Raw genomic sequence first — 17,885 nt, forward strand, 5'->3', positions numbered from 1 at the left:
TTTAGTTTTGTGAGTTTGTGAACAGTACCATCGGCATGTTGATGGTACGGTTGCCCAGTGATACCGGATCAGAAGTTTCCAGTATAATGTGGCTGGACGACTGGCTGGCGATGGAGAAATAGGTGATGAGTTCTGTCAGCCCTTTTTCTGTGCCATAGATTTCCACCAGTTCCTTCAAACTGATCTGTTTTTTGTTTTGTAATTGGGTGCTGATACGATCTTCCAGGAGGGCACGATCGATATTAAAGTGATTGAAGAGGGCATCGAAGTCGGTGTCTGTAAAGTCGGTGCCGCCCATTCCTTCGGGGAATTCTACGGCCGGATTTTCTTTTCTGTCTTCCGCCATTTCCCAGCGGTCGAGCATATCTATTTCCGGGTCGCTTTCCAGGTCGATAAAGAACTCTTCTCCGGGCAGGTTTTCGAGCGTTTGAAATGCCAGTTGCCGGATGTCGTTGATGAGTTCCATGGCCTTACGTTGGTCGGTGAGATTTTTTTCACTGAGTACGCGACTGAGTTTATCGCTCAGTTTTTTGTTGGCATCGATTACTTTTTTGCCGGAGGCATGCAGGAATTGTTTGAGTTTTTTGAGGAAGCGGTCATTTTTATATTCGATGTTCCGATCTTCCAGCAGGGTGTAGAGTTTTTCTATCAGCTGCTGCATTTCGCTCTGTTTGTTTTCATCCATCAGGAATTGCCAGAAGGAATAAAAACTTTTCCCCTGATCTTTCTGGCGCAGGGCTTCGAAAGAATCCAGTGTATAAGCCAACAGGGAGCCTTTGGCAACATCGCGTTCACTTTGTTTACGATATATTTCCTGGGTGATTTGTTCGAAGTTTTGTTCTACTTCTTTAAAATCGCTCAGCAGTTCGCGCGACATGCGGTTTACATCGTAAAATCTTTCCTTTATCTGTGTGTCATCAAACACCTGTACTTTACCGGTGATGGTGATGGCTTTTATTTCCTGTTCTATTTCATATTTCTTTTTCTCCAGCTCCTGTATTCTTTGTTCAGGGTCTTTGTTACTCTGATCGATGAGTTCTTTGAGTTTAGAGAAAATGTCCTTGAAGCGGCTTTCTGTTCCAACAAATTCGCGTTTCTGTAAGGTAGATACCCAATGCATTACTTTTTCCATGTCGCTGCTCAGCTCATGAATATCTACGCCGTCGTCGTCGGGGTATTTGCGGAGAAATCCTTTATTGCTCCATTGATCTATATATTTCCTGGCTTTCACATCGTCGTGTTCCAGCAGGCTGCCAGCGTCTATTTCATCATCAGTGGCGCGGTAACCGGTTACGCCCAGGTAGTCTGACAAACGGGTTACCAGTTCCACATTGGAAATGGTAGTATGGTTTTTTTCCTTGAATGTGTAGTGAAAAAATGACAGCATCATTGGCGCGCTACGTGCCCGTAGTATCTTGAGTGTTACTGACTGGGCATATAGATTACATAATTGGTCATACGTCATAGACGTAAAAATAGGGAATTATTGCCTGATCCCCGCTATTAGCTATTAGCTTTTAGCTGTTAGCAAATGCAGCGGATTTGTTACCTGCAGCATTTGCTAACAGCTAACAGCTAAAAGCTAATAGCTAATAGCTAATAGCTGTTCACATTACATATAGCCCGTCCAGCCTGGGTTGTACAGGCGCCGGTACGGGTTCGTCGCCCAGTAATTCGATCGTATTGATTTCTATGGTCCGGGCAATATTGTCGAGTGGAATGCCCAGTGGCTGGAATTCGAAGGGGTTCATGAGGGTGATGCCATTCAGGTGGGTGACATGAAATACAAAGCCGAACATCCATCCGAAGGGAATGGCCCATGCACCGATGGATTCGGTCATCATCAGTGTATTCATGATTACATAAAACCAAATAAACACCTGGGTAAAATATACATAGCTGGGTGGGAATACAGTGTTTTTTATTCTTTCCGACTGTCCCATACTATCACAGTGTCTTACAATAAGCTGGTTCAGTTCTATAAACCGGAAACCGTCGATGACGCCCGATTCCCGTAGTTGCTCCAGGTCGCGGGTTTGCATATTCAGGAGTGCGTTGGGGATATTGCTTTGCTTTTGCACTTCCGCGATTTCCTCCTGGGTAAGGTAGCGGGTATAGTATTCGTCCGGGCGTTTGCGCAGGGAGGTTTTGAGCGAGGTGATAAAGGCCAGGTGGCGGTATATCATATGGCGAACCACTGCCTGCGTGGCCGGATTTCCGGGTGCGGTAGCATAATACAGCATGCTTCTGCCCCATGACCGGGAATCGTTTACCAGGGCGCCCCATATTTTGCGGGCTTCCCACCAGCGGTCGTAGGCCTGGTTATTATTGAAGCCGATAAAGAAAGCAATGGCAGTACCCAGCACCGCAGAAACCGCAACCGGAATGGATACATGTGCTGCTAACCAGTACGTGTCCAGCAGATATACAAGGGTACAGCATCCGAGCAGCATCAGATCTACTTTCCAGGTAAAGGAAAATATCTGCTTAAGAGATAGGTGGTGTTTCAGCAGCATATGTCAGAATTTATTAGCACTCTTTTTTTGGGTAACCTGTCTTGTTTTTCAAATTAAATAAAAAAAACTGGAATATTATCTCTTTAAAAACCAATTATTTATATTCTATTTCACTAATAGTCTATAGGAATAGTAGGGTAATTAAAATATTCTCCCTATATTTGTATCATAATAATAAAAAGATATTCACCAAACCTATAACAGCGGCCATTTTATCAGCCATTAAAAAAGCCTTTATTATGTCATCACTGTCAACATTATACAGATACGCCGACTACCTGCCAGCACCTGTTCCGGAAAATTTCCCCAGCCCGGTAAGAAACAGGGAGCGAATTAACCCGGTGAATAGCGGTGCTTTTTTTCCCGAATTTCTGATTGAAGAGTCACGGATTATCAACAGGCATGTATTATTAGGTGATGCCGGCGAGGTAACCTCCCTGCATCAGTTAACTTCCCAGCCATTGGTGATTGCTTTTTATTCATGGCATTGGAATGGGTATGGCGATCGCCTGCTGGAGCAGCTGGAACAAAGCCGTGCCGCTATTGAAGCCGCCGGTGCGCATTTGCTGGTGTTGTCCAGCGAAGACAAAAAGCTTTTCAATACCGTCAACCCCGGGCCGTTTTCCTTTGATATTGTGCACGACGCACAGCACCGCATCGCCCGGAAAGCAGGCATTTACAGGGAGTCTGACCCGATATGGGGTCGTGTATCCGGCGTAAATGAAGACGTTCCGGTGCCGGCAGTATACCTGGTAACACCATCGCTGGAAATCAGTTATGCTTTTGTTGATCTGTATTTACAGGAATCATTTTCACCGGAAACACTGGTCGCCACTATCGATAAAAAACTGGCTATCAGCGCCTGATCATCAGGCTGGTTCCATCATGGAATGCCTCCGTATGCACATCAGCGCGTAACGATAAATACTCCATTGTAAACTGTTGCAATCCAGCGGTGATAAATTTTCTATTTTTTCCTGGAGGGAAGTGAGGATATCTTTAAATAACTGTTGATGATCTTTTTCTGCTGCTGACAGGATTTCATCTGCCTGCGTATAATCCTTTGCAGTACTGAGCTGTGCTACTATCAGTGCTGCCTGTTCATCTGTCGTCATGATAATCATTTTTTTATTGCTTAATCCTATCGTCTGATCCACATTTTTAACATTAAATCAGTAGAGGTATCCACCAGCTGATAACAGGGGGGCACCTCATCTTCAAGACTGTGAAATGTTACCAGTCTTGTGCCGCTTGCACTACTTTCCAATTTCTTAAATAAGTAACGGCTATAGTAATTATATAAACTTGCTGATTGTTCCACTTTGTCATCTATCTGATCCTGGTCGACCAGGTTTTCAAAGAAGGAATTGTAGAAGTAAAATCCATCGTATACAGACAGATCCGTTTGTGTGAAATTACCATGGATAAAATGGGCATTCCGGGCCTGCGTTACTTCTTTGGCTTCCATGGCATACTGATACAGCTCTTCACGTTGCTCTATCCCAACAAAAGTGGTTTCCGGGTAAAAACGGGCGCCTACCAGGCAAAATTTTCCCACTCCACTCCCAATATCCAGAATTTTTTTGCCCGGTTCGTTTGCCAGAAAACGGGCGGCTGTTTTCGCAATGCTGAGCGGCGTCCAATGCCGCCTGGACAGCTGCTGCATCTTTTCAGGATACAACCAGTCAAAAGCGGCATCGTTAACGTAGCAACTCGGCTTTAGTAAGGTAGAAGTTTGCATGAAGGCGCAAAGGTAAGCATTTACCGCAAGCTTTAACGACTAAGCAGATGAAAAGGAGATATAAGTATTTTATGTTTTATTCATCTGAGGGTTCCAGCGAGAAGATTTCCTCCACTTTCACATTAAATATTCCTGCCATCTTTAGCGCCAGCACGGTGGAAGGTACATACTTGCCCGACTCAATGGTATTGATGGTTTGGCGGGATACGCCGGCTTTTTTCGCCAACTCCTCCTGTGTCATATTATGGATAGCCCGCTGCACTTTTATCGTGTTTTTCATGATGGTAAAGTTCGGCGGTTTTTAATAATTACATAGTGGAAACGAATAATGAAAAATATCAGCGGCGTAAACATGTTATAAACCATTACAGAAAAATAATTCAGGCCATAAAAGGACCAGGTGGCAACAACAAGCAAACCATAACTAATGTAAATGCCCCACTGTAGCGATTCCAGACGAACAGTAGCGATAAATTCATCTTCATTCTTTTCTTTGGAAAAGGCTATCATTAGCAAACTGATAATCAGGCCGGTAACAACGACTTCATCTGTGTAACCGTCGATCGATAGCGTACTATTATTGGCATCCAACCATTTAATATTAAAGCCCAGCTGGAGTACCAGGTAAAATGCAATGAACAGGAGGAGTAAAATACCACCTATTTTTTTGTAAGCATGTGGTAATAAATAGCGTGATTTCATAATAAGGATCTTTTTATAAAGATAGGTATTTCTTACAAAAAGACAAGTTTATTTTACATTAAGTCAAATAAACACGACTATCTTATCATGATGGATTTATATAAATGTCCGTGTACCGGAAGAAGTATATGCCAGCCTGAATTCTTTTGGCGTACAATCTTTTTTCTTTTTAAAGATGCGGTTGAAATTGGAGATGTTATTAAAACCGCATTTGTAAGCGATTTCATTTACCGTATGCGTTGTTTCAATCAGCAGTCTTGACGCATGTCCTAATCTTATTTCTATCAAAGTATCCACAAAAGTTTTCCCGATTTTGGCTTTGAAGAAACGGCTGAAAGCCACTTCTGTCATAGCTGCCAGCTTTGCGGCTTCTCCCAGGGAAATGTTTTTATCAAAATTGGCATTCAGATAAGTCATGATTTTTTCCACACGCCGGCTGTTGTAGGAGAAGGTTTCCGTATTACCAAATGTAGCATCAGACAGTATACGCATATTACGGCTGGTAGACAGGTCGTGTAAAATGGACATCAGCTCCAGCACCGAGTCAAAGCCCTGCTGTTGCGGCAGCCGGATCAGGCGGGGCATGATCTGTTGTGTGGTTTCTGCAGAAAAAAGAATACCTCGCAACGAGCGCTCAAACATATTTTTGATGAAATTCATCTGGTTGCGTTGCAGAAATTTTTCGTCAAACAGATCGCGGTGAAACTGTATCGTAATTTCTTTGATTGTTCCTCCCCCATGCTTGTGGGTAAACCATCCGTGTTGCAGATTAGGCCCTACCAGTACCAGTTCCAGCTCGCCGATTTCTTCTATATGATCGCCAATGATACGCTTGGCGCCTTTGGCATATTGAATAAAGTTCAACTCAAATTCATCGTGGTAATGTAATGGAAAATCAAATTCTTTCTTTTCCCTGGAAAATAAAGTGAAACAATCACTCTGCGTGAGTGGGGTTATTTCTCTTAACAATTTGCTCTTCATCATGAACTTGATTTTTGTTGTATGGAATCCTTTCGTGGAATTATACCGTTTTGATTTAAACCTGCTGCTGTGATTCAGATCACCGGGCTAAAAAAGCATTATAAAAATAAACTTATCACGCGTAAAATGAAATTTTACTTTTATGGCTAACAATACCGTTAGTTATATGATACAAAGATTTTAGTGTAAATTATACATTTATTTTGTATTGATAATCTGATTATCAAAGTATAATTAAAAGATAAAAAAGTACTACAATTTCGTTCGAATTAAATTCATATTTGTGTTAAGGAAGACACGTTGTGAAACAGTACCTGCTGCTATGATTACATGAGGGTCCTTTATTTTCCAGCGTTAATACAATCACCACATCTTTGGGTGTTACACATAGTTTCCAGGTGTTGCAGCCGGCGCCGCTGATCTACAGCTTCGACCCGTTTGGACGAAGCCCGAGGTACGGTCGTAAATATTGCCGGTAATGGGTTCAGCATCTTACCAGTATGAAGATGAATGATCTGGATGCGCAGATCGTTGCTTCTACAGATACGACCTCCAGGTTAAATTACCTGCGGCTGCAACACTTGTTTTTTACCATCATCACTTATATCAACGGTACGCAATCGTTGAAAAAAAAATCAGAATGGACCGTCTGCGTTTTTCATTCTACCTGCACGTTTTATTACTACTGTCCGCGGGCAGTGCTGCCCGCAGGAGCCCGTCCCTTGCGACTGGCAGGCGACCAAAGAAACCACTCAGCGCTATCGCCGGCTGAAAGAACGCGCTGCCACCGGTTACCTGGTGGGGCACAAGGACCATCTGGCCTATGACGCAGGCTGGAAATACGAGGCGGGAAGAAGCGATGTGAAAGAGGTAACAGGCATTTACTGTCAACTACCTGCAGCAGGAAAAGCAACTTCATAACCTGTTGTATATATTTAACACAGCGGGGAATTTTATAAACAGCCGCAAACCTTTTTCGGAAAAGATGTTGCTGGCAGCAACATATATACGTCGCAGCACTAACTATCGGTACTATGAATTTTGACAAGAGAAGGCAGGCCTTGCAACAGGCATACGACGCGCTGATTGAAAGACCTAACAAGCAGGTAATGCCGGGCAATGGCATATACAGCAGGTATGAATACCCGGTACTAACGGCTATGCATACACCGCTCACCTGGAGATATGATTTCAGGGAATCAGCGAATCCTTTTTTGATGGAGCGCTTTGGTATCAACGGGGTATTTAATGCCGGCGCCATCCGGGTAAATGGCAAGTTCCTGCTGATTGCCCGGGTAGAAGGCATGGACCGGAAATCTTTTTTCGCGGTAGCGGAAAGCGACAATGGTACCGATCATTTCCGTTTCCGTGAGCACCCGGTAAGGATGCCGGAAACCGGTGTTCCGGATACCAACATTTACGATATGCGGGTGGTGCAGCATGAAGATGGGTGGATCTATGGTTTATTTTGTACGGAGCGCCGTGACCCTGTGGCTTTGCCCGGCGACCAGTCGGCCGCCATTGCGCAGTGCGGTTTGGCCCGTACCCGTAACCTGACCGACTGGGAACGACTTCCGGACCTGGTCACCCCTTCTCCGCAGCAGCGTAATGTGGTGCTTCATCCTGAGTTTGTGAACGGCCAATATGCTTTTTATACGCGGCCACAGGATGGGTTTATAAATACAGGCAGCGGCGGCGGTATCGGCTTCGGACTGGCAGATAATATGGAGGCTGCGGTACTAAAAGAAGAAATGGTGATTGATGAAAAAGTGTATCATACGGTGTATGAGGCGAAAAACGGGTTGGGACCGGCGCCCATTAAAACCCCGAAAGGCTGGCTGCACCTGGCACATGGCGTACGCAACACCGCCGCCGGTCTCAGGTATGTACTCTACCTGTTTATGACCGACCTGGAGGATATTACCCGGGTAATACATAAACCCGCCGGCTACTTTATGGCGCCGGAAGGCGCAGAGCGCGTGGGAGATGTATCCAATGTGCTCTTCAGCAATGGCTGGATCGCCGATGACGACGGCCGGGTATTTATTTACTATGCTTCTTCAGATACACGTATGCATGTGGCTACCAGTACCATCAGCCAGCTGGTGGATTATGTGGTGAACACAGCGGAAGATGGCCTGAGATCGGCGGCGTCGGTTGCGGTGGTGGAAGGAATTATAGCGAACAATAGGGGCTGACCGCCACGCAAAAGTTACCGGGTAACGCATGTTTCGTTGCCGCTATGCTGCTTATCCGAAAGTCCGCGTTCCAGCGCGGTACCGTCTATCAGTGCCCAATGTTCGATGATCCGCTCGTTTTGCAATCGAAAGCAACGATAACCTTTAGTCGTTACCGTTAGTCCTGTAGGGGGGATTGCCCGCCAGAGGCCCACGTGTTGCATGCGCATAGATATTTTAATGATACTTTTCCCGGGTTCTGCTACTTGTTCTTCGATGATCGTTTCGGGAATAAAGGAGTCATGCGTCATGGTGATCCATTGTTTTAACCCTTCTGCATTGGCCGGCAGCGAGGCTGGCAGGGAATGATCGGTAAAGTCAGGGTGAAGGAATTCGGCTAAACGGCCTGTGTTGCCCTGGTTCCAGATGATGCCGATATAGGCTTCGATAAAATCTTTTTGTTGCTGTATAGTCATGATCGTTGATGTTTATAACACAAAAGTACCCCTCCGGAAACGAAGCGATTGTGTCAAACATCACATAATCGTATTATTATAACCTGCGACGGATGCGGCTCAGCGTTTCCCTGGAGATGCCCAGGTAAGAGCTGAGATGTGTAAGGGATACACGTTGCAGCAGTTGGGGAGCGTCGTTTAAAATGGATTTGTACTTTTCTTCCGGTGTAAATTTTTTCAGCCAGCTGGTATGTTTTTCCTGTTCAATCAGCAGGTATTCGAGCCACTGACGGCCGAAGGCAGCGATTTCGGGTGATAGTTCGTAGAGATGAAAAATCGTTTTTTTATGCCATCTCCATAAAGCAGCAGCTTCCATTGCCTGGATATTATAATCGGACGAAATGCTGTTCCGCAGGCTGTTCATATTGGTTACAAAAGTATTTTCGAAGAAAAAATCCGTATTGGTTTCCCTGGTACCATTATCGTAAAACGCCCTGCAGGCGCCGGATTCAATGAACCAGATGTATTGGCATTGCTGCCCTTCATGCAGCAGATAGTCCCCTTTTTTTACCATCTCTGTTTGTGCACTTTCCAACAATAGCGTCATTGCATCCGGCGCCAGGGGCGCAATGTGGGAAAGACTTTCAGGCAAATATTGCGGCGTAGATTTCATGACAGGAAAGTGCATTTATTTTTTTAAAAATACTCACAATTAGGTATTTGACGGCCATATACTTTAACATATCTTTGTGACTCAAGAATGATTTATTCAACTCATTATATAAAGTCATCCACCTGATTTAGTCAGTCACCGTATTTTCTATCCCCAAAAAAGGGTCTCTTTTCGTGAGGGACCCTTTGTTATTTTTACATACATTTGTTGCAGGAGCACAGTAATCAACCAACATCGTAGAAGAATTCCTATACAAGATTTATATCAGGTACATGATTGAGCACGCTGTATTTAGTAACGAGGAATCCGCACTGGAGGATAAGCTACGCGCTTTAAAGGCCATCGACAAAGAACTTCCGGTAGTGGTAATAGTGATGAATGTTTTAAAAAGCTATGTGGAGTACATGTCTCCCCGCGGCTGCAGGGAGCTGGGCGTTACACTCGGGGAGCTGCGGGAAATGGGGCCAGCGTATTATGACACATTCTTTAATCCGCATGATGTGGCGGACTATTTGCCAAAGATCATCGCTATGCTGGATGCGCCGGCAGCCGCCAATATGACGGTCACTTTCTTTCAGCAGGTACGGATGGCCAGTTCCCGCGACTGGGCCTGGCACCTGGGTACTTCCCGGGTCTTTTTCCGCGATGCCAGCGGAAAGCCTACGCATGTGATCACCTGCGCTACGCCCATTGATCCGCTGCATCACGTTACCAGCAAGGTGAACCGCCTGCTGGCAGAGAATAATTTTCTTCGCCGTAACCATCATATTTTTGCCTCCCTGACCAAAAGGGAAAAGGAGATCCTGCGTTTGCTGGCCCTGGGCCTCAGTGCTGCGGAAATTGCCGAAAAAGCCAGTATCTCGGAAAAAACCGCCGTTACTCACCGGCGGAACATCAAAGCAAAAATCGGCGCCCAGTCCAGTTATGATCTGACCAGTTTTGCCCAGGCATTTGATCTTATATAGGCAAAAAGAATTATATTATTGTGGCGCTAAAACCGCCACCTGTTAAGGCCTGCACTGATGTGCCGAAAAATAACCCCCAATTTTTCCGGATGTAGCCAGAAATGTGTATTTTCATTCTGTATACCATATTTTTTTGCCTGTCTGTTGCGCCTTGTAACGGGCTTGTTAACCAGATAAATTATGTCTTTTAAAGCCGTTCTCAACATCGATGGGGAAGAAATGAATGTCCTCGAATGCAGGTTTTCATTTTCCCAGAACACAGACCATAATGGGAAACCAGCTGCCCGCCCCAAGGGAGGTACCATTAACCTACTGATTGAGTCTGCCGGGGAAACCAGTCTGTTCGACTGGATGATCTCCAATACCCAAACGAAAAATGGCAGCATCACCTTTTTCCGGCGTGATTCCATGTCCCGGCTAAAAGAGCTGAAATTTACAGACGCCTATTGCGTGGAGTATTCGGAACTGTTTAACTCCAACAATGAACAGCCTTTGCAAATTCAGCTAACACTGTCGTCCAGGGAAGTGAAGTTAAACAACTCCTCCTACCAGAATCCCTGGCCGGTATAGGACTTGTTTTTCCCACGATCTTTTTAAAAGTAGCCTGTATGGACGTCCGTTTTCCCGGTATCCATTCAGGCTATTTGCTGTTTTATAGAGTCCGCTGCCTGCGCCCGGCTTCCCTTTTTTTTCTCTCGGAAATAAGATAACTTTAATAGCATGTTTACAATTCATTTTAACCCGTTTCCTGAGTTCAATACACCGCGTTTCCTTCTCAGGCCCCCGGCGCTGTCAGATGCGGAAGAAGTCGCCCAACTAAGGTCAGATCCGCTGGTAAATAAATACTTAAACCGGCCAGGACCCGTTTCGGTCGCTGCGGCAGAACAGTTCCTCGAGAAAATAATCGCCAACAATACCGCCCATCTATCACTTTACTGGGTGATCATCGCAAAAGATACCCTCGAGCTCGTAGGTACTATCTGTTTATGGAATATTGTACCGGCATTGGAAGAAGCCGAAGTGGGCTATGAACTCCAGTCCCGTTTTTTTGGACAAGGTATTATGCAGGAAGTATTGCCCGGCATCATCCGTTTTGGCTTTGAAGAAATGCAACTGCAGCGGATCATCGCACTGCCCGCTGAAGGCAACGAACGATCCAGCCGCTTACTGGAGAAGCATCACTTCGCATTGAATGAAGAACTGAAACAACGACTGGAGAAAGAAGAAGACATGACAGGTATTCTCTGTTATTCACTCACGAAAAGTGTGTAGTAACGGTAACGGATATACGGATGCTATACGCATTTGTTTGGTAGATGAACAACCCGTTTAATATTTTATTCAGCAGGTGTTCACCGGCCTATGCAGTTGGCAGACGGTTTATGAAGGTTCGTCTACCCTCCCCGGGTTTGCAGCCACCACGCTTGCCAGGCGACTTTTAATAAAGAATATTGCACACACATTATGCAACATTCTTTATTAAACCGTACTCATTGATGCAAGCAACTCATAGGCCGCACAGTTACCAGATCACTAATAAGATTACGGGGCAGGTGGTAAAATTTTTGCCGCGGAATCAGCACAGCGGCGATATGCTGGAAATGGAAATATTGTATGTTCCGTTCTCCGCAGAACCACCACTGCATTACCATCCTTACCAGGAAGAACAGTTGAAAGTGCTGAAAGGAGAGTTAACGGTAAGACTGAACGATGAAGTGAAAATTTACCGGGAAGGCGCCATCATAACCATCAAACGGAATGCAAGGCACAGCATGTGGAACTCGGGGTTTACCACTACGCTGGTGAGCTGGAAAGTTACTCCCGCCATGGACACCGTCAGGTTTCTGCGAACCATGACAGCCCTCTCCAATATAGGCGCTGTCAATGAGAAAGGCATACCAGCCCTGCCACTGATGGTTTTCCTGTTAGTAAAATACAAACGAACATTCCGGTTGGATAAACCTCATGGATGGGTGATACACCTGCTATACATTTTATTCATCCCTGTATTTTTTGTGCTTGATTATAACAAGCGATTTAATAACCCCGATCATTTTTAAAAAACAGGAATACTGTTTCCGGCAAACAGTTTGTACGTCAGGGAAATGAGGAACAGTTGCGGGGGAAGCGCAGCCGGTCAGCTGTTTTTTAACCGCTTATGACATTCGGTTTTGTAATTTCTGCCGATAGGCAATTCCATTCCTAACAGCTCTACTGAATAAGCATGGTAGCTTTCTATCTTATGTGTTGATACAATGAATGACCGGTGTATACGCATGAATTTTTCTTCCGGCAGCAATTCTTCCAGTAAACTGATTTTTTGTTTCGAGATGAGTACCCGGTCTTTCAAAACTACTTTTATATAATCCTTAAGACTTTCTATCCAATAGATATCTGCTACATTTACCTTTACCATTTTCCTTTCTACCCGCAGGTACAAAAATACATCGCTTTGCTGTTCCGCTGCTTTCTCGGTAATACTGATCCTGTGGTTATTTACCTTATATAAAGCAAATACCTTGTCCATGGCTTTCAGGAAGCGATCGAAAGGAATGGGCTTCAGCAGATAATCTACTGCACTCAGGTCAAACCCCTCCAAAGCATAGTCCTGGTAAGCGGTGGTGAAAATGATTTTAGGCGGATGCTTCAGGCTCCTGATAAAGTCGGTACCTAACAATCCGGGCATTTTTATGTCCAGGAAAATCAGGTCTATTTTATGTTGTTGCAGCAACTGGAAGGCTTGTATAGCATTATTGCATTTGGATACAACCTCTATTTCCGGAAAATTTTCCACATACTTTTCGATGACTTCAATGGCATGTGGCTCGTCATCTACGATCAGTGTCTTTATTTTCATGCTTTACTAAATTTTGTCTTAAGTCTATATCAAGAATCACCACAAACAATTCTTCTTCATTAAAAACCTGCAGATGATGGGCATAGGGGAAAAGTAACTCCAGCCGCTTTTTTACATTATTCAAACCAATGTTGCCGCTGGTTTTTTTTGCAGGAGTGGTATCATCTATAGGTTTGCTATTGGATATTTTGAATTTTAGTTTATAGTTATGGAGACAGAGATCTATATTTATCCAGGCCTCCTCAATTGTTTCACTGGTACCATGTTTAAAGGCATTTTCAATCAGGGGCAGCATTAATAACGGAGGAATTCTTTGTGAGGAAGTATCCCCGGTAATACTGAAATTCAGATCCAGCCTGTTTTCATAACGCAATTTTTCCAGTGTCACATAGTGCTGCATCACTTCTATGTCGCGCTTCAGCAGTACATTGTCGGTATTGCATTCATACAGCATGTAGCGCAGTATATCCGACAGGCCCAGTACTATTGCGGGCGACTGGGGCGATTGGTTAAGTGTGAGTGCGTATAAGTTATTGAGTGTATTGAATAGGAAGTGGGGATGTATCTGGCTTTTTAGTGCACTTAGCTCGGATTGTACGGCAAGCTGCCTTTTTTCAAACCACATTTTAATGAATTTAAGAGAAACGGCCACCCAGAAAACGAGATTACTTTGTTCCAGCGCATTTATGATGTATACCGGTTTAGTTAGCTGATGCCGGAAAGTGCCATCCAGTTTATGCCACTTAAAGGATGGGTCCTTTTTGAGCATGAGCCGGTAAATGTAGGGGTCGGCAACGGTTATTTCCAGGAGCCGGAACAGGAAACCAGCCATCAGTGTGCATCCTAATAAAATCAGGGCCAGCTGGAGATATTTTCTCCGGTAAAGGTATTTGGGAATCGCCCAATACGCTGCCGTATAAAAATACAGCATATGTATCGGGATAAACATCATTATAACGTTAAAGGCTACCCCATAAGTGGGCATCCCCATACCATAGAATATGGTGAGTACAATAATGGTAAGGGACCAGAAAATAGTATGATTTAAAACGGTTCTGCTCATTGGTGCTACAGGCTGCATAAACAAAGGTACGGGTACGGATGTCATCCTTAAATTAATGAAGATATACCGTATTGTTTTGTCGACCAACGGCAATTTTTACCGTTTTATTTTTATGAAGATCATAAATATCCCGTCTTCACCCTGCCTCTGTATCCCCAAGCCAATATAATACCATAATTAGCTAATTATCGGAAAAATAGTTGTGAATAAAATCTCTTTATTTGCTTTAGATACGGCTCCGTAATTTAATGTTGAAGAGATTGGGGAACAACTAACATCAATCAATTTCTATGTTATGACTGATAACACTTAGTGTACACGTTACGTATTACAAACCCGTTTAAATTTCACCGGTTATGAACGACTGCCGCCTGAAAAGAAATTTTCCAGGAACCATACTACTATGCGTGTACGGAGCGGGAAAGCTCCGCGCATAACTGGCGCCCTCTTCTTCCTTTTTCATGAACTGATCATAACAATCATCGGAAATCTGTCATGGTAGCTGCTTGTGCAGCTGTATCCGGAATGATGGTCTGACAATTTTATCACCAAACAAAAACAAATGCGGTTTTATGAGACATCACAATTACCCAAATGCAACTATATGTAGTGGGCGCCCGTTGTCCGCTCATATAAAGCGCCGTATGTTATGGTTGTTTTTATTAAGCTCCTTCCTGCCTGTTCTCAGCGCTGCCGCTTTTCAAAATGCCACGCCGCGGCAGTCAAGGGTTATCACCGGAGCAGTAAAGGATGAATCTGCCAATTCGCTTCCCGGGGTAGGCGTAACGGTTAAGGGATTTCCGGTGCATGCTGTTACCGATGAACAGGGTCGTTACCGGATTGAAGTGCCGGCCAATGCCACCGCTTTGTTGTTTACCTATGTAGGAAAGGAAACAAGGGAAGTGGCATTGAATACAGCCGCAGAGTATAACGTAGTCCTCACCGGGAAAAGCCGGGAGCTGAGTGAAATTGTAGTGTCAACCGGGTATATGACCCAACGGAAAGCCGATCTCACGGGGGCTATCAGCGTAATCAGCAGGGAAGATTTTGTGAAGAATCCCAGCGCTAACGTAATGCGCTCCCTGCAGGGAAAGGTGCCCGGCGTGTTTATTACAACAGATGGTAATCCTGCAGAAAACGTAGGCATACAGGTAAGGGGGATTACCTCGATCAACTCTTCACCACCATTGATTGTACTTGACGGGCAACCGGTGAATATAAATTTAAGAGATATCAACCCTAATGATATCGAGTCCATGCAGGTGCTGAAAGATGCCGCATCGGCCTCTATTTATGGCTCCCGCGCTGCTGGCGGGGTAATCCTTGTGAACACAAAAAAAGGCCGGCAGGGCGAAACCAGGGTCACTTATGAAAGTTATGTAGGCGTATCAAAAATTACCGGGGTTCCCGATATGCTGGATGCCAACGGCTATGGAAAGGCATTGTGGCAGGCCACTGTAAATGATGGCGACGATCCGTCGGCAGCCATCCGGATTTATAATTATAACTGGAACTATGATAAGGATGGCATCCCCGTGCTCAATTCTGTGACGCCAGTGGAATGGCTGAATCCTGAAAAAACAATGCCTTCTTCCAATACCAACTGGTTTAAAGCGGGCACCCGCACAGGTATCCGGCAAAATCATCAGCTAACAGTGACCGGAGGTAAGGAACGGTTATCCAGCCTGTTTTCTATCAATTTTTACGATAACCAGGGTACACAGATCACCTCTTCCTTCAGACGCTATTCGGCCCGTTTTAATAACGATTACGAATTGATCAAAGGGAGATTAACCATTGGTGAAAATTTTACACTCACCAACCTGCGGATCAGGGATATCAACAGCACCTACGGTTTCCTGGTAATGCCGCCTAATATTCCGGTATACGATAATAAAGGCGGCTGGGGCGGTGTAGCCATGGCATTGGGAATGGATGATTTTAGCAACCCGGTAAGAGATCTTGAAATCAACAAAGACAATAAAGGCAACTTCCTGAAAATACTGGGAACCACTTATGCTAATCTGAAGATCCTCGATAACCTCGCATTTAAAACACAGTTTGGGCTGGATTACAACATGTGGTACGACAGAACTATCCAGCATAAATGGAAAGAAGCCGGGGGCAAAAGCAGCGATATCAACGGCGTTACACAAAACAACTGGCAGAATATAGGCCGCACCTGGACCAACACCCTGATCTACAACCTGCGTTTAGGTGAAAATCATTTTGATATCCTGGGAGGTATCGAAACTTACCGGTATGTATATGAAAATGTAAATGCCTACCGGAATAATATCCTGCTCGAAAGCAGGGACTACGCTTACCTGTCGGCTGCCACCGGTGATAACAAATCATTGAATGGAGGCGGCGACGAAAAAACGCTGTTGTCGTTTTTTGGTAAGATCAACTATGCCTTTGCTTCAAAGTACCTGTTTTCAACTACTATCCGCCGGGATGGATCTTCTGTTTTCGGCGTGAATAACCGGTACAGCACCTTCCCTGCGTTCTCCGCCGGCTGGCGGCTTAGCCAGGAATCTTTTATGAAACATGTAAAGTTTTTAAATGACCTGAAACTGCGGGCCAGCTGGGGACAGAATGGTAACTCAGCCCCGCTTTCTGCCGGCAGCCTGGTAAACATCTATGTAGGTGATTTTGATGGTACCTCCTATGCCATTGGCGGGAATCAATCGGGCAGCATACCCTCCGGCTATCGCCGTAATAGCCTGGGAAACCCTGATCTGAAATGGGAAACCACCACACAAACAAACATCGGTGCTGACTTCAGCCTGTTGAAAGATCGATTATCTGGTTCGGTGGATTGGTTCAACAAAAAAACAACCGATATGCTGTTTCAGCCCCCCTATATCGGCGCACTGGGAGAAGGCGGTTACCGCTGGGTAAATGCCGCGAACATGACCAACAAAGGATTCGAAATTTTATTGAGCTGGGGAGAAGTGAAAAGAAATTTTTCCTACCGTATCACCGGTAATATGGCCGGGTACAAGAATAAAATTAACTCGATCCCGGAAAACGTGAAATATACCTACGGCGGTAATGGCTTACTGGACAATGTTATAGGCCGGCCGTTAAATTCGTTTTACGGACTGGTGGCCGACGGTATTTTTAAAACCCAGGCGGAAGTCGATAATTCCCCGCAGCAACAAGGTAAAGGCGTAGGCCGTATCCGTTATAAGGACCTGGATGGTGATGGGGTGATCAATGAAACCTATGACCGTACCTGGATTGGTGTAAAAGATCCGAAGCTCACAGCGGGATTAAACCTGGAAGCGAGTTATAAAAACTTTGATATCACTATATTCTTCCAGGGTGTTTTTGGCAACAGTGTATACAATTCCTGGAAAGAGCTCAGCGATTTCTGGAATATAGGCGTGCAAAACGACCGCAATCACCCTTCCCGTATCCTGGATGCCTGGTCGCCGGCCAATCCCAATTCAGATATCCCGGCGCTTTCCCGACGCGATGCCAACGGAGAAAAACGGATGTCTACCTACTTCATTGAAAATGGGTCTTACGTGAAACTGCGGACACTGGATATTGGTTACACCTTTCCCGCAAAACTGCTGGAAAAATGGAGTGTCAATAGGTTCAGGGTATACATATCCGGCCAAAACCTGTTGAATTTCAAAAAGGGCTGGGGGAAAGACAAGTTTACCGGCGGCGATCCGGAAAACCCCGGCGAGGCTTATCCCATGCCGATTAGCGGATTTTTTGGATTGAATGTTACCTTTTAA

Annotated in this window: 19 protein-coding genes; 8 read left to right on the plus strand and 11 right to left on the minus strand. The window is 44.9% G+C overall.

The annotated features are described in order from the left end of the window. Position 1: 1 nt before the first annotated feature. Both KE626_RS03125 and KE626_RS03130 read right to left on the minus strand, forming a co-directional pair. Entirely contained in the window at positions 2-1,465 is a 1,464-nt protein-coding gene (locus KE626_RS03125; RefSeq protein WP_211971416.1) for a DUF3375 domain-containing protein, read from the minus strand. Positions 1,466-1,607: 142 nt separating this feature from the next. Further along, complete coding sequence (locus KE626_RS03130; RefSeq protein WP_211971417.1) at positions 1,608-2,516, minus strand: bestrophin family protein; 909 nt, start codon at positions 2,514-2,516, stop codon at positions 1,608-1,610. A gap of 239 nt (positions 2,517-2,755) precedes the next feature. Here KE626_RS03130 and KE626_RS03135 point away from each other — a divergent pair, with 239 nt between their 5' ends. Next, on the plus strand, positions 2,756-3,382 hold the full coding sequence (locus KE626_RS03135) for a redoxin domain-containing protein (RefSeq protein WP_211971418.1): 627 nt from the start codon (positions 2,756-2,758) through the stop codon (positions 3,380-3,382). A 3-nt stretch (positions 3,383-3,385) separates the two neighbouring features. On the opposite strand, the gene KE626_RS03140 is transcribed toward KE626_RS03135, so the two are convergent. The 5 genes from KE626_RS03140 to KE626_RS03160 all read right to left on the minus strand — a co-directional run bounded on the left by KE626_RS03140 (position 3,386) and on the right by KE626_RS03160 (position 5,943). Next, positions 3,386-3,631: a hypothetical protein gene (locus tag KE626_RS03140; protein ID WP_211971419.1), complete on the minus strand. Its 246-nt coding sequence runs from the start codon at positions 3,629-3,631 to the stop codon at positions 3,386-3,388. Between the two features lie 26 nt (positions 3,632-3,657). Then, positions 3,658-4,257 (minus strand): methyltransferase domain-containing protein, encoded by a 600-nt coding sequence (locus KE626_RS03145; protein ID WP_211971420.1) that lies wholly within the window; start codon positions 4,255-4,257, stop codon positions 3,658-3,660. Between the two features lie 76 nt (positions 4,258-4,333). Beyond that, positions 4,334-4,537: a helix-turn-helix transcriptional regulator gene (locus KE626_RS03150; protein WP_211971421.1), complete on the minus strand. Its 204-nt coding sequence runs from the start codon at positions 4,535-4,537 to the stop codon at positions 4,334-4,336. Further along, positions 4,534-4,959 (minus strand): hypothetical protein, encoded by a 426-nt coding sequence (locus tag KE626_RS03155; protein WP_211971422.1) that lies wholly within the window; start codon positions 4,957-4,959, stop codon positions 4,534-4,536. The genes KE626_RS03150 and KE626_RS03155 overlap by 4 nt, the downstream gene beginning before the upstream one ends. A 96-nt stretch (positions 4,960-5,055) precedes the next feature. Continuing rightward, positions 5,056-5,943, minus strand: a complete 888-nt coding sequence (locus tag KE626_RS03160; RefSeq protein WP_249207219.1) for an AraC family transcriptional regulator — start codon at positions 5,941-5,943, stop codon at positions 5,056-5,058. Between the two features lie 497 nt (positions 5,944-6,440). On the opposite strand from KE626_RS03160, the gene KE626_RS03165 reads away from it, so the two are divergent. Both KE626_RS03165 and KE626_RS03170 read left to right on the plus strand, forming a co-directional pair. Continuing rightward, positions 6,441-6,767 carry a hypothetical protein gene (locus KE626_RS03165; RefSeq protein WP_211971423.1) on the plus strand — a complete coding sequence of 109 codons (327 nt, stop codon included), beginning with the start codon at positions 6,441-6,443 and terminating at the stop codon, positions 6,765-6,767. A gap of 207 nt (positions 6,768-6,974) precedes the next feature. Then, positions 6,975-8,138, plus strand: coding sequence for a glycoside hydrolase family 130 protein (locus KE626_RS03170; RefSeq protein WP_211971424.1), 1,164 nt, complete (start codon positions 6,975-6,977; stop codon positions 8,136-8,138). Positions 8,139-8,152: 14 nt separating this feature from the next. On the opposite strand, the gene KE626_RS03175 is transcribed toward KE626_RS03170, so the two are convergent. Both KE626_RS03175 and KE626_RS03180 read right to left on the minus strand, forming a co-directional pair. After that, positions 8,153-8,593: an ester cyclase gene (locus KE626_RS03175; RefSeq protein ID WP_211971425.1), complete on the minus strand. Its 441-nt coding sequence runs from the start codon at positions 8,591-8,593 to the stop codon at positions 8,153-8,155. 76 nt (positions 8,594-8,669) lie between these two features. Beyond that, positions 8,670-9,245 carry a Crp/Fnr family transcriptional regulator gene (locus KE626_RS03180; protein ID WP_211971426.1) on the minus strand — a complete coding sequence of 192 codons (576 nt, stop codon included), beginning with the start codon at positions 9,243-9,245 and terminating at the stop codon, positions 8,670-8,672. Between the two features lie 272 nt (positions 9,246-9,517). Here KE626_RS03180 and KE626_RS03185 point away from each other — a divergent pair, with 272 nt between their 5' ends. The 4 genes from KE626_RS03185 to KE626_RS03200 all read left to right on the plus strand — a co-directional run bounded on the left by KE626_RS03185 (position 9,518) and on the right by KE626_RS03200 (position 12,270). Then, positions 9,518-10,210: a helix-turn-helix transcriptional regulator gene (locus tag KE626_RS03185; protein ID WP_249207220.1), complete on the plus strand. Its 693-nt coding sequence runs from the start codon at positions 9,518-9,520 to the stop codon at positions 10,208-10,210. A gap of 180 nt (positions 10,211-10,390) precedes the next feature. Then, entirely contained in the window at positions 10,391-10,780 is a 390-nt protein-coding gene (tssD, locus tag KE626_RS03190; RefSeq protein ID WP_211971427.1) for a type VI secretion system tube protein TssD, read from the plus strand. Between the two features lie 150 nt (positions 10,781-10,930). Beyond that, the gene (locus tag KE626_RS03195) at positions 10,931-11,482 is read left to right on the plus strand and encodes a GNAT family N-acetyltransferase (protein ID WP_211971428.1); all 552 of its coding nucleotides are present in this window, start codon (positions 10,931-10,933) and stop codon (positions 11,480-11,482) included. A gap of 224 nt (positions 11,483-11,706) precedes the next feature. Further along, positions 11,707-12,270 carry a cupin domain-containing protein gene (locus tag KE626_RS03200; protein WP_211971429.1) on the plus strand — a complete coding sequence of 188 codons (564 nt, stop codon included), beginning with the start codon at positions 11,707-11,709 and terminating at the stop codon, positions 12,268-12,270. A 77-nt stretch (positions 12,271-12,347) separates the two neighbouring features. Here KE626_RS03200 and KE626_RS03205 read toward each other — a convergent pair whose 3' ends face one another. Then, entirely contained in the window at positions 12,348-13,067 is a 720-nt protein-coding gene (locus KE626_RS03205; RefSeq protein ID WP_211971430.1) for a LytR/AlgR family response regulator transcription factor, read from the minus strand. Then, positions 13,039-14,175 (minus strand): sensor histidine kinase, encoded by a 1,137-nt coding sequence (locus KE626_RS03210; protein WP_249207221.1) that lies wholly within the window; start codon positions 14,173-14,175, stop codon positions 13,039-13,041. The genes KE626_RS03205 and KE626_RS03210 overlap by 29 nt, the downstream gene beginning before the upstream one ends. Before the next feature lie 599 nt (positions 14,176-14,774). On the opposite strand from KE626_RS03210, the gene KE626_RS03215 reads away from it, so the two are divergent. Continuing rightward, a complete protein-coding gene (locus tag KE626_RS03215) occupies positions 14,775-17,885 on the plus strand; it encodes a SusC/RagA family TonB-linked outer membrane protein (RefSeq protein WP_211971431.1) in 3,111 nt (1,036 codons plus the stop codon).

Origin of the sequence: Chitinophaga hostae, from assembly GCF_018224885.1 — a bacterium.
In the GTDB taxonomy this organism is placed as follows: domain Bacteria; phylum Bacteroidota; class Bacteroidia; order Chitinophagales; family Chitinophagaceae; genus Chitinophaga; species Chitinophaga hostae.

Excerpts from the sequence above, each read along its gene's own strand:
- KE626_RS03125 (WP_211971416.1), bottom strand. The coding sequence starts at position 1,465 with ATGACGTATGACCAATTATGTAATCTATATGCCCAGTCAGTAACACTC.
- KE626_RS03130 (WP_211971417.1), bottom strand. The coding sequence starts at position 2,516 with ATGCTGCTGAAACACCACCTATCTCTTAAGCAGATATTTTCCTTTACC.
- KE626_RS03135 (WP_211971418.1), top strand. The coding sequence starts at position 2,756 with ATGTCATCACTGTCAACATTATACAGATACGCCGACTACCTGCCAGCA.
- KE626_RS03140 (WP_211971419.1), bottom strand. The coding sequence starts at position 3,631 with ATGACGACAGATGAACAGGCAGCACTGATAGTAGCACAGCTCAGTACT.
- KE626_RS03145 (WP_211971420.1), bottom strand. The coding sequence starts at position 4,257 with ATGCAAACTTCTACCTTACTAAAGCCGAGTTGCTACGTTAACGATGCC.
- KE626_RS03150 (WP_211971421.1), bottom strand. The coding sequence starts at position 4,537 with ATGAAAAACACGATAAAAGTGCAGCGGGCTATCCATAATATGACACAG.
- KE626_RS03155 (WP_211971422.1), bottom strand. The coding sequence starts at position 4,959 with ATGAAATCACGCTATTTATTACCACATGCTTACAAAAAAATAGGTGGT.
- KE626_RS03160 (WP_249207219.1), bottom strand. The coding sequence starts at position 5,943 with ATGATGAAGAGCAAATTGTTAAGAGAAATAACCCCACTCACGCAGAGT.
- KE626_RS03165 (WP_211971423.1), top strand. The coding sequence starts at position 6,441 with ATGAAGATGAATGATCTGGATGCGCAGATCGTTGCTTCTACAGATACG.
- KE626_RS03170 (WP_211971424.1), top strand. The coding sequence starts at position 6,975 with ATGAATTTTGACAAGAGAAGGCAGGCCTTGCAACAGGCATACGACGCG.
- KE626_RS03175 (WP_211971425.1), bottom strand. The coding sequence starts at position 8,593 with ATGACTATACAGCAACAAAAAGATTTTATCGAAGCCTATATCGGCATC.
- KE626_RS03180 (WP_211971426.1), bottom strand. The coding sequence starts at position 9,245 with ATGAAATCTACGCCGCAATATTTGCCTGAAAGTCTTTCCCACATTGCG.
- KE626_RS03185 (WP_249207220.1), top strand. The coding sequence starts at position 9,518 with ATGATTGAGCACGCTGTATTTAGTAACGAGGAATCCGCACTGGAGGAT.
- tssD (WP_211971427.1), top strand. The coding sequence starts at position 10,391 with ATGTCTTTTAAAGCCGTTCTCAACATCGATGGGGAAGAAATGAATGTC.
- KE626_RS03195 (WP_211971428.1), top strand. The coding sequence starts at position 10,931 with ATGTTTACAATTCATTTTAACCCGTTTCCTGAGTTCAATACACCGCGT.
- KE626_RS03200 (WP_211971429.1), top strand. The coding sequence starts at position 11,707 with ATGCAAGCAACTCATAGGCCGCACAGTTACCAGATCACTAATAAGATT.
- KE626_RS03205 (WP_211971430.1), bottom strand. The coding sequence starts at position 13,067 with ATGAAAATAAAGACACTGATCGTAGATGACGAGCCACATGCCATTGAA.
- KE626_RS03210 (WP_249207221.1), bottom strand. The coding sequence starts at position 14,175 with ATGACATCCGTACCCGTACCTTTGTTTATGCAGCCTGTAGCACCAATG.
- KE626_RS03215 (WP_211971431.1), top strand. The coding sequence starts at position 14,775 with ATGTTATGGTTGTTTTTATTAAGCTCCTTCCTGCCTGTTCTCAGCGCT.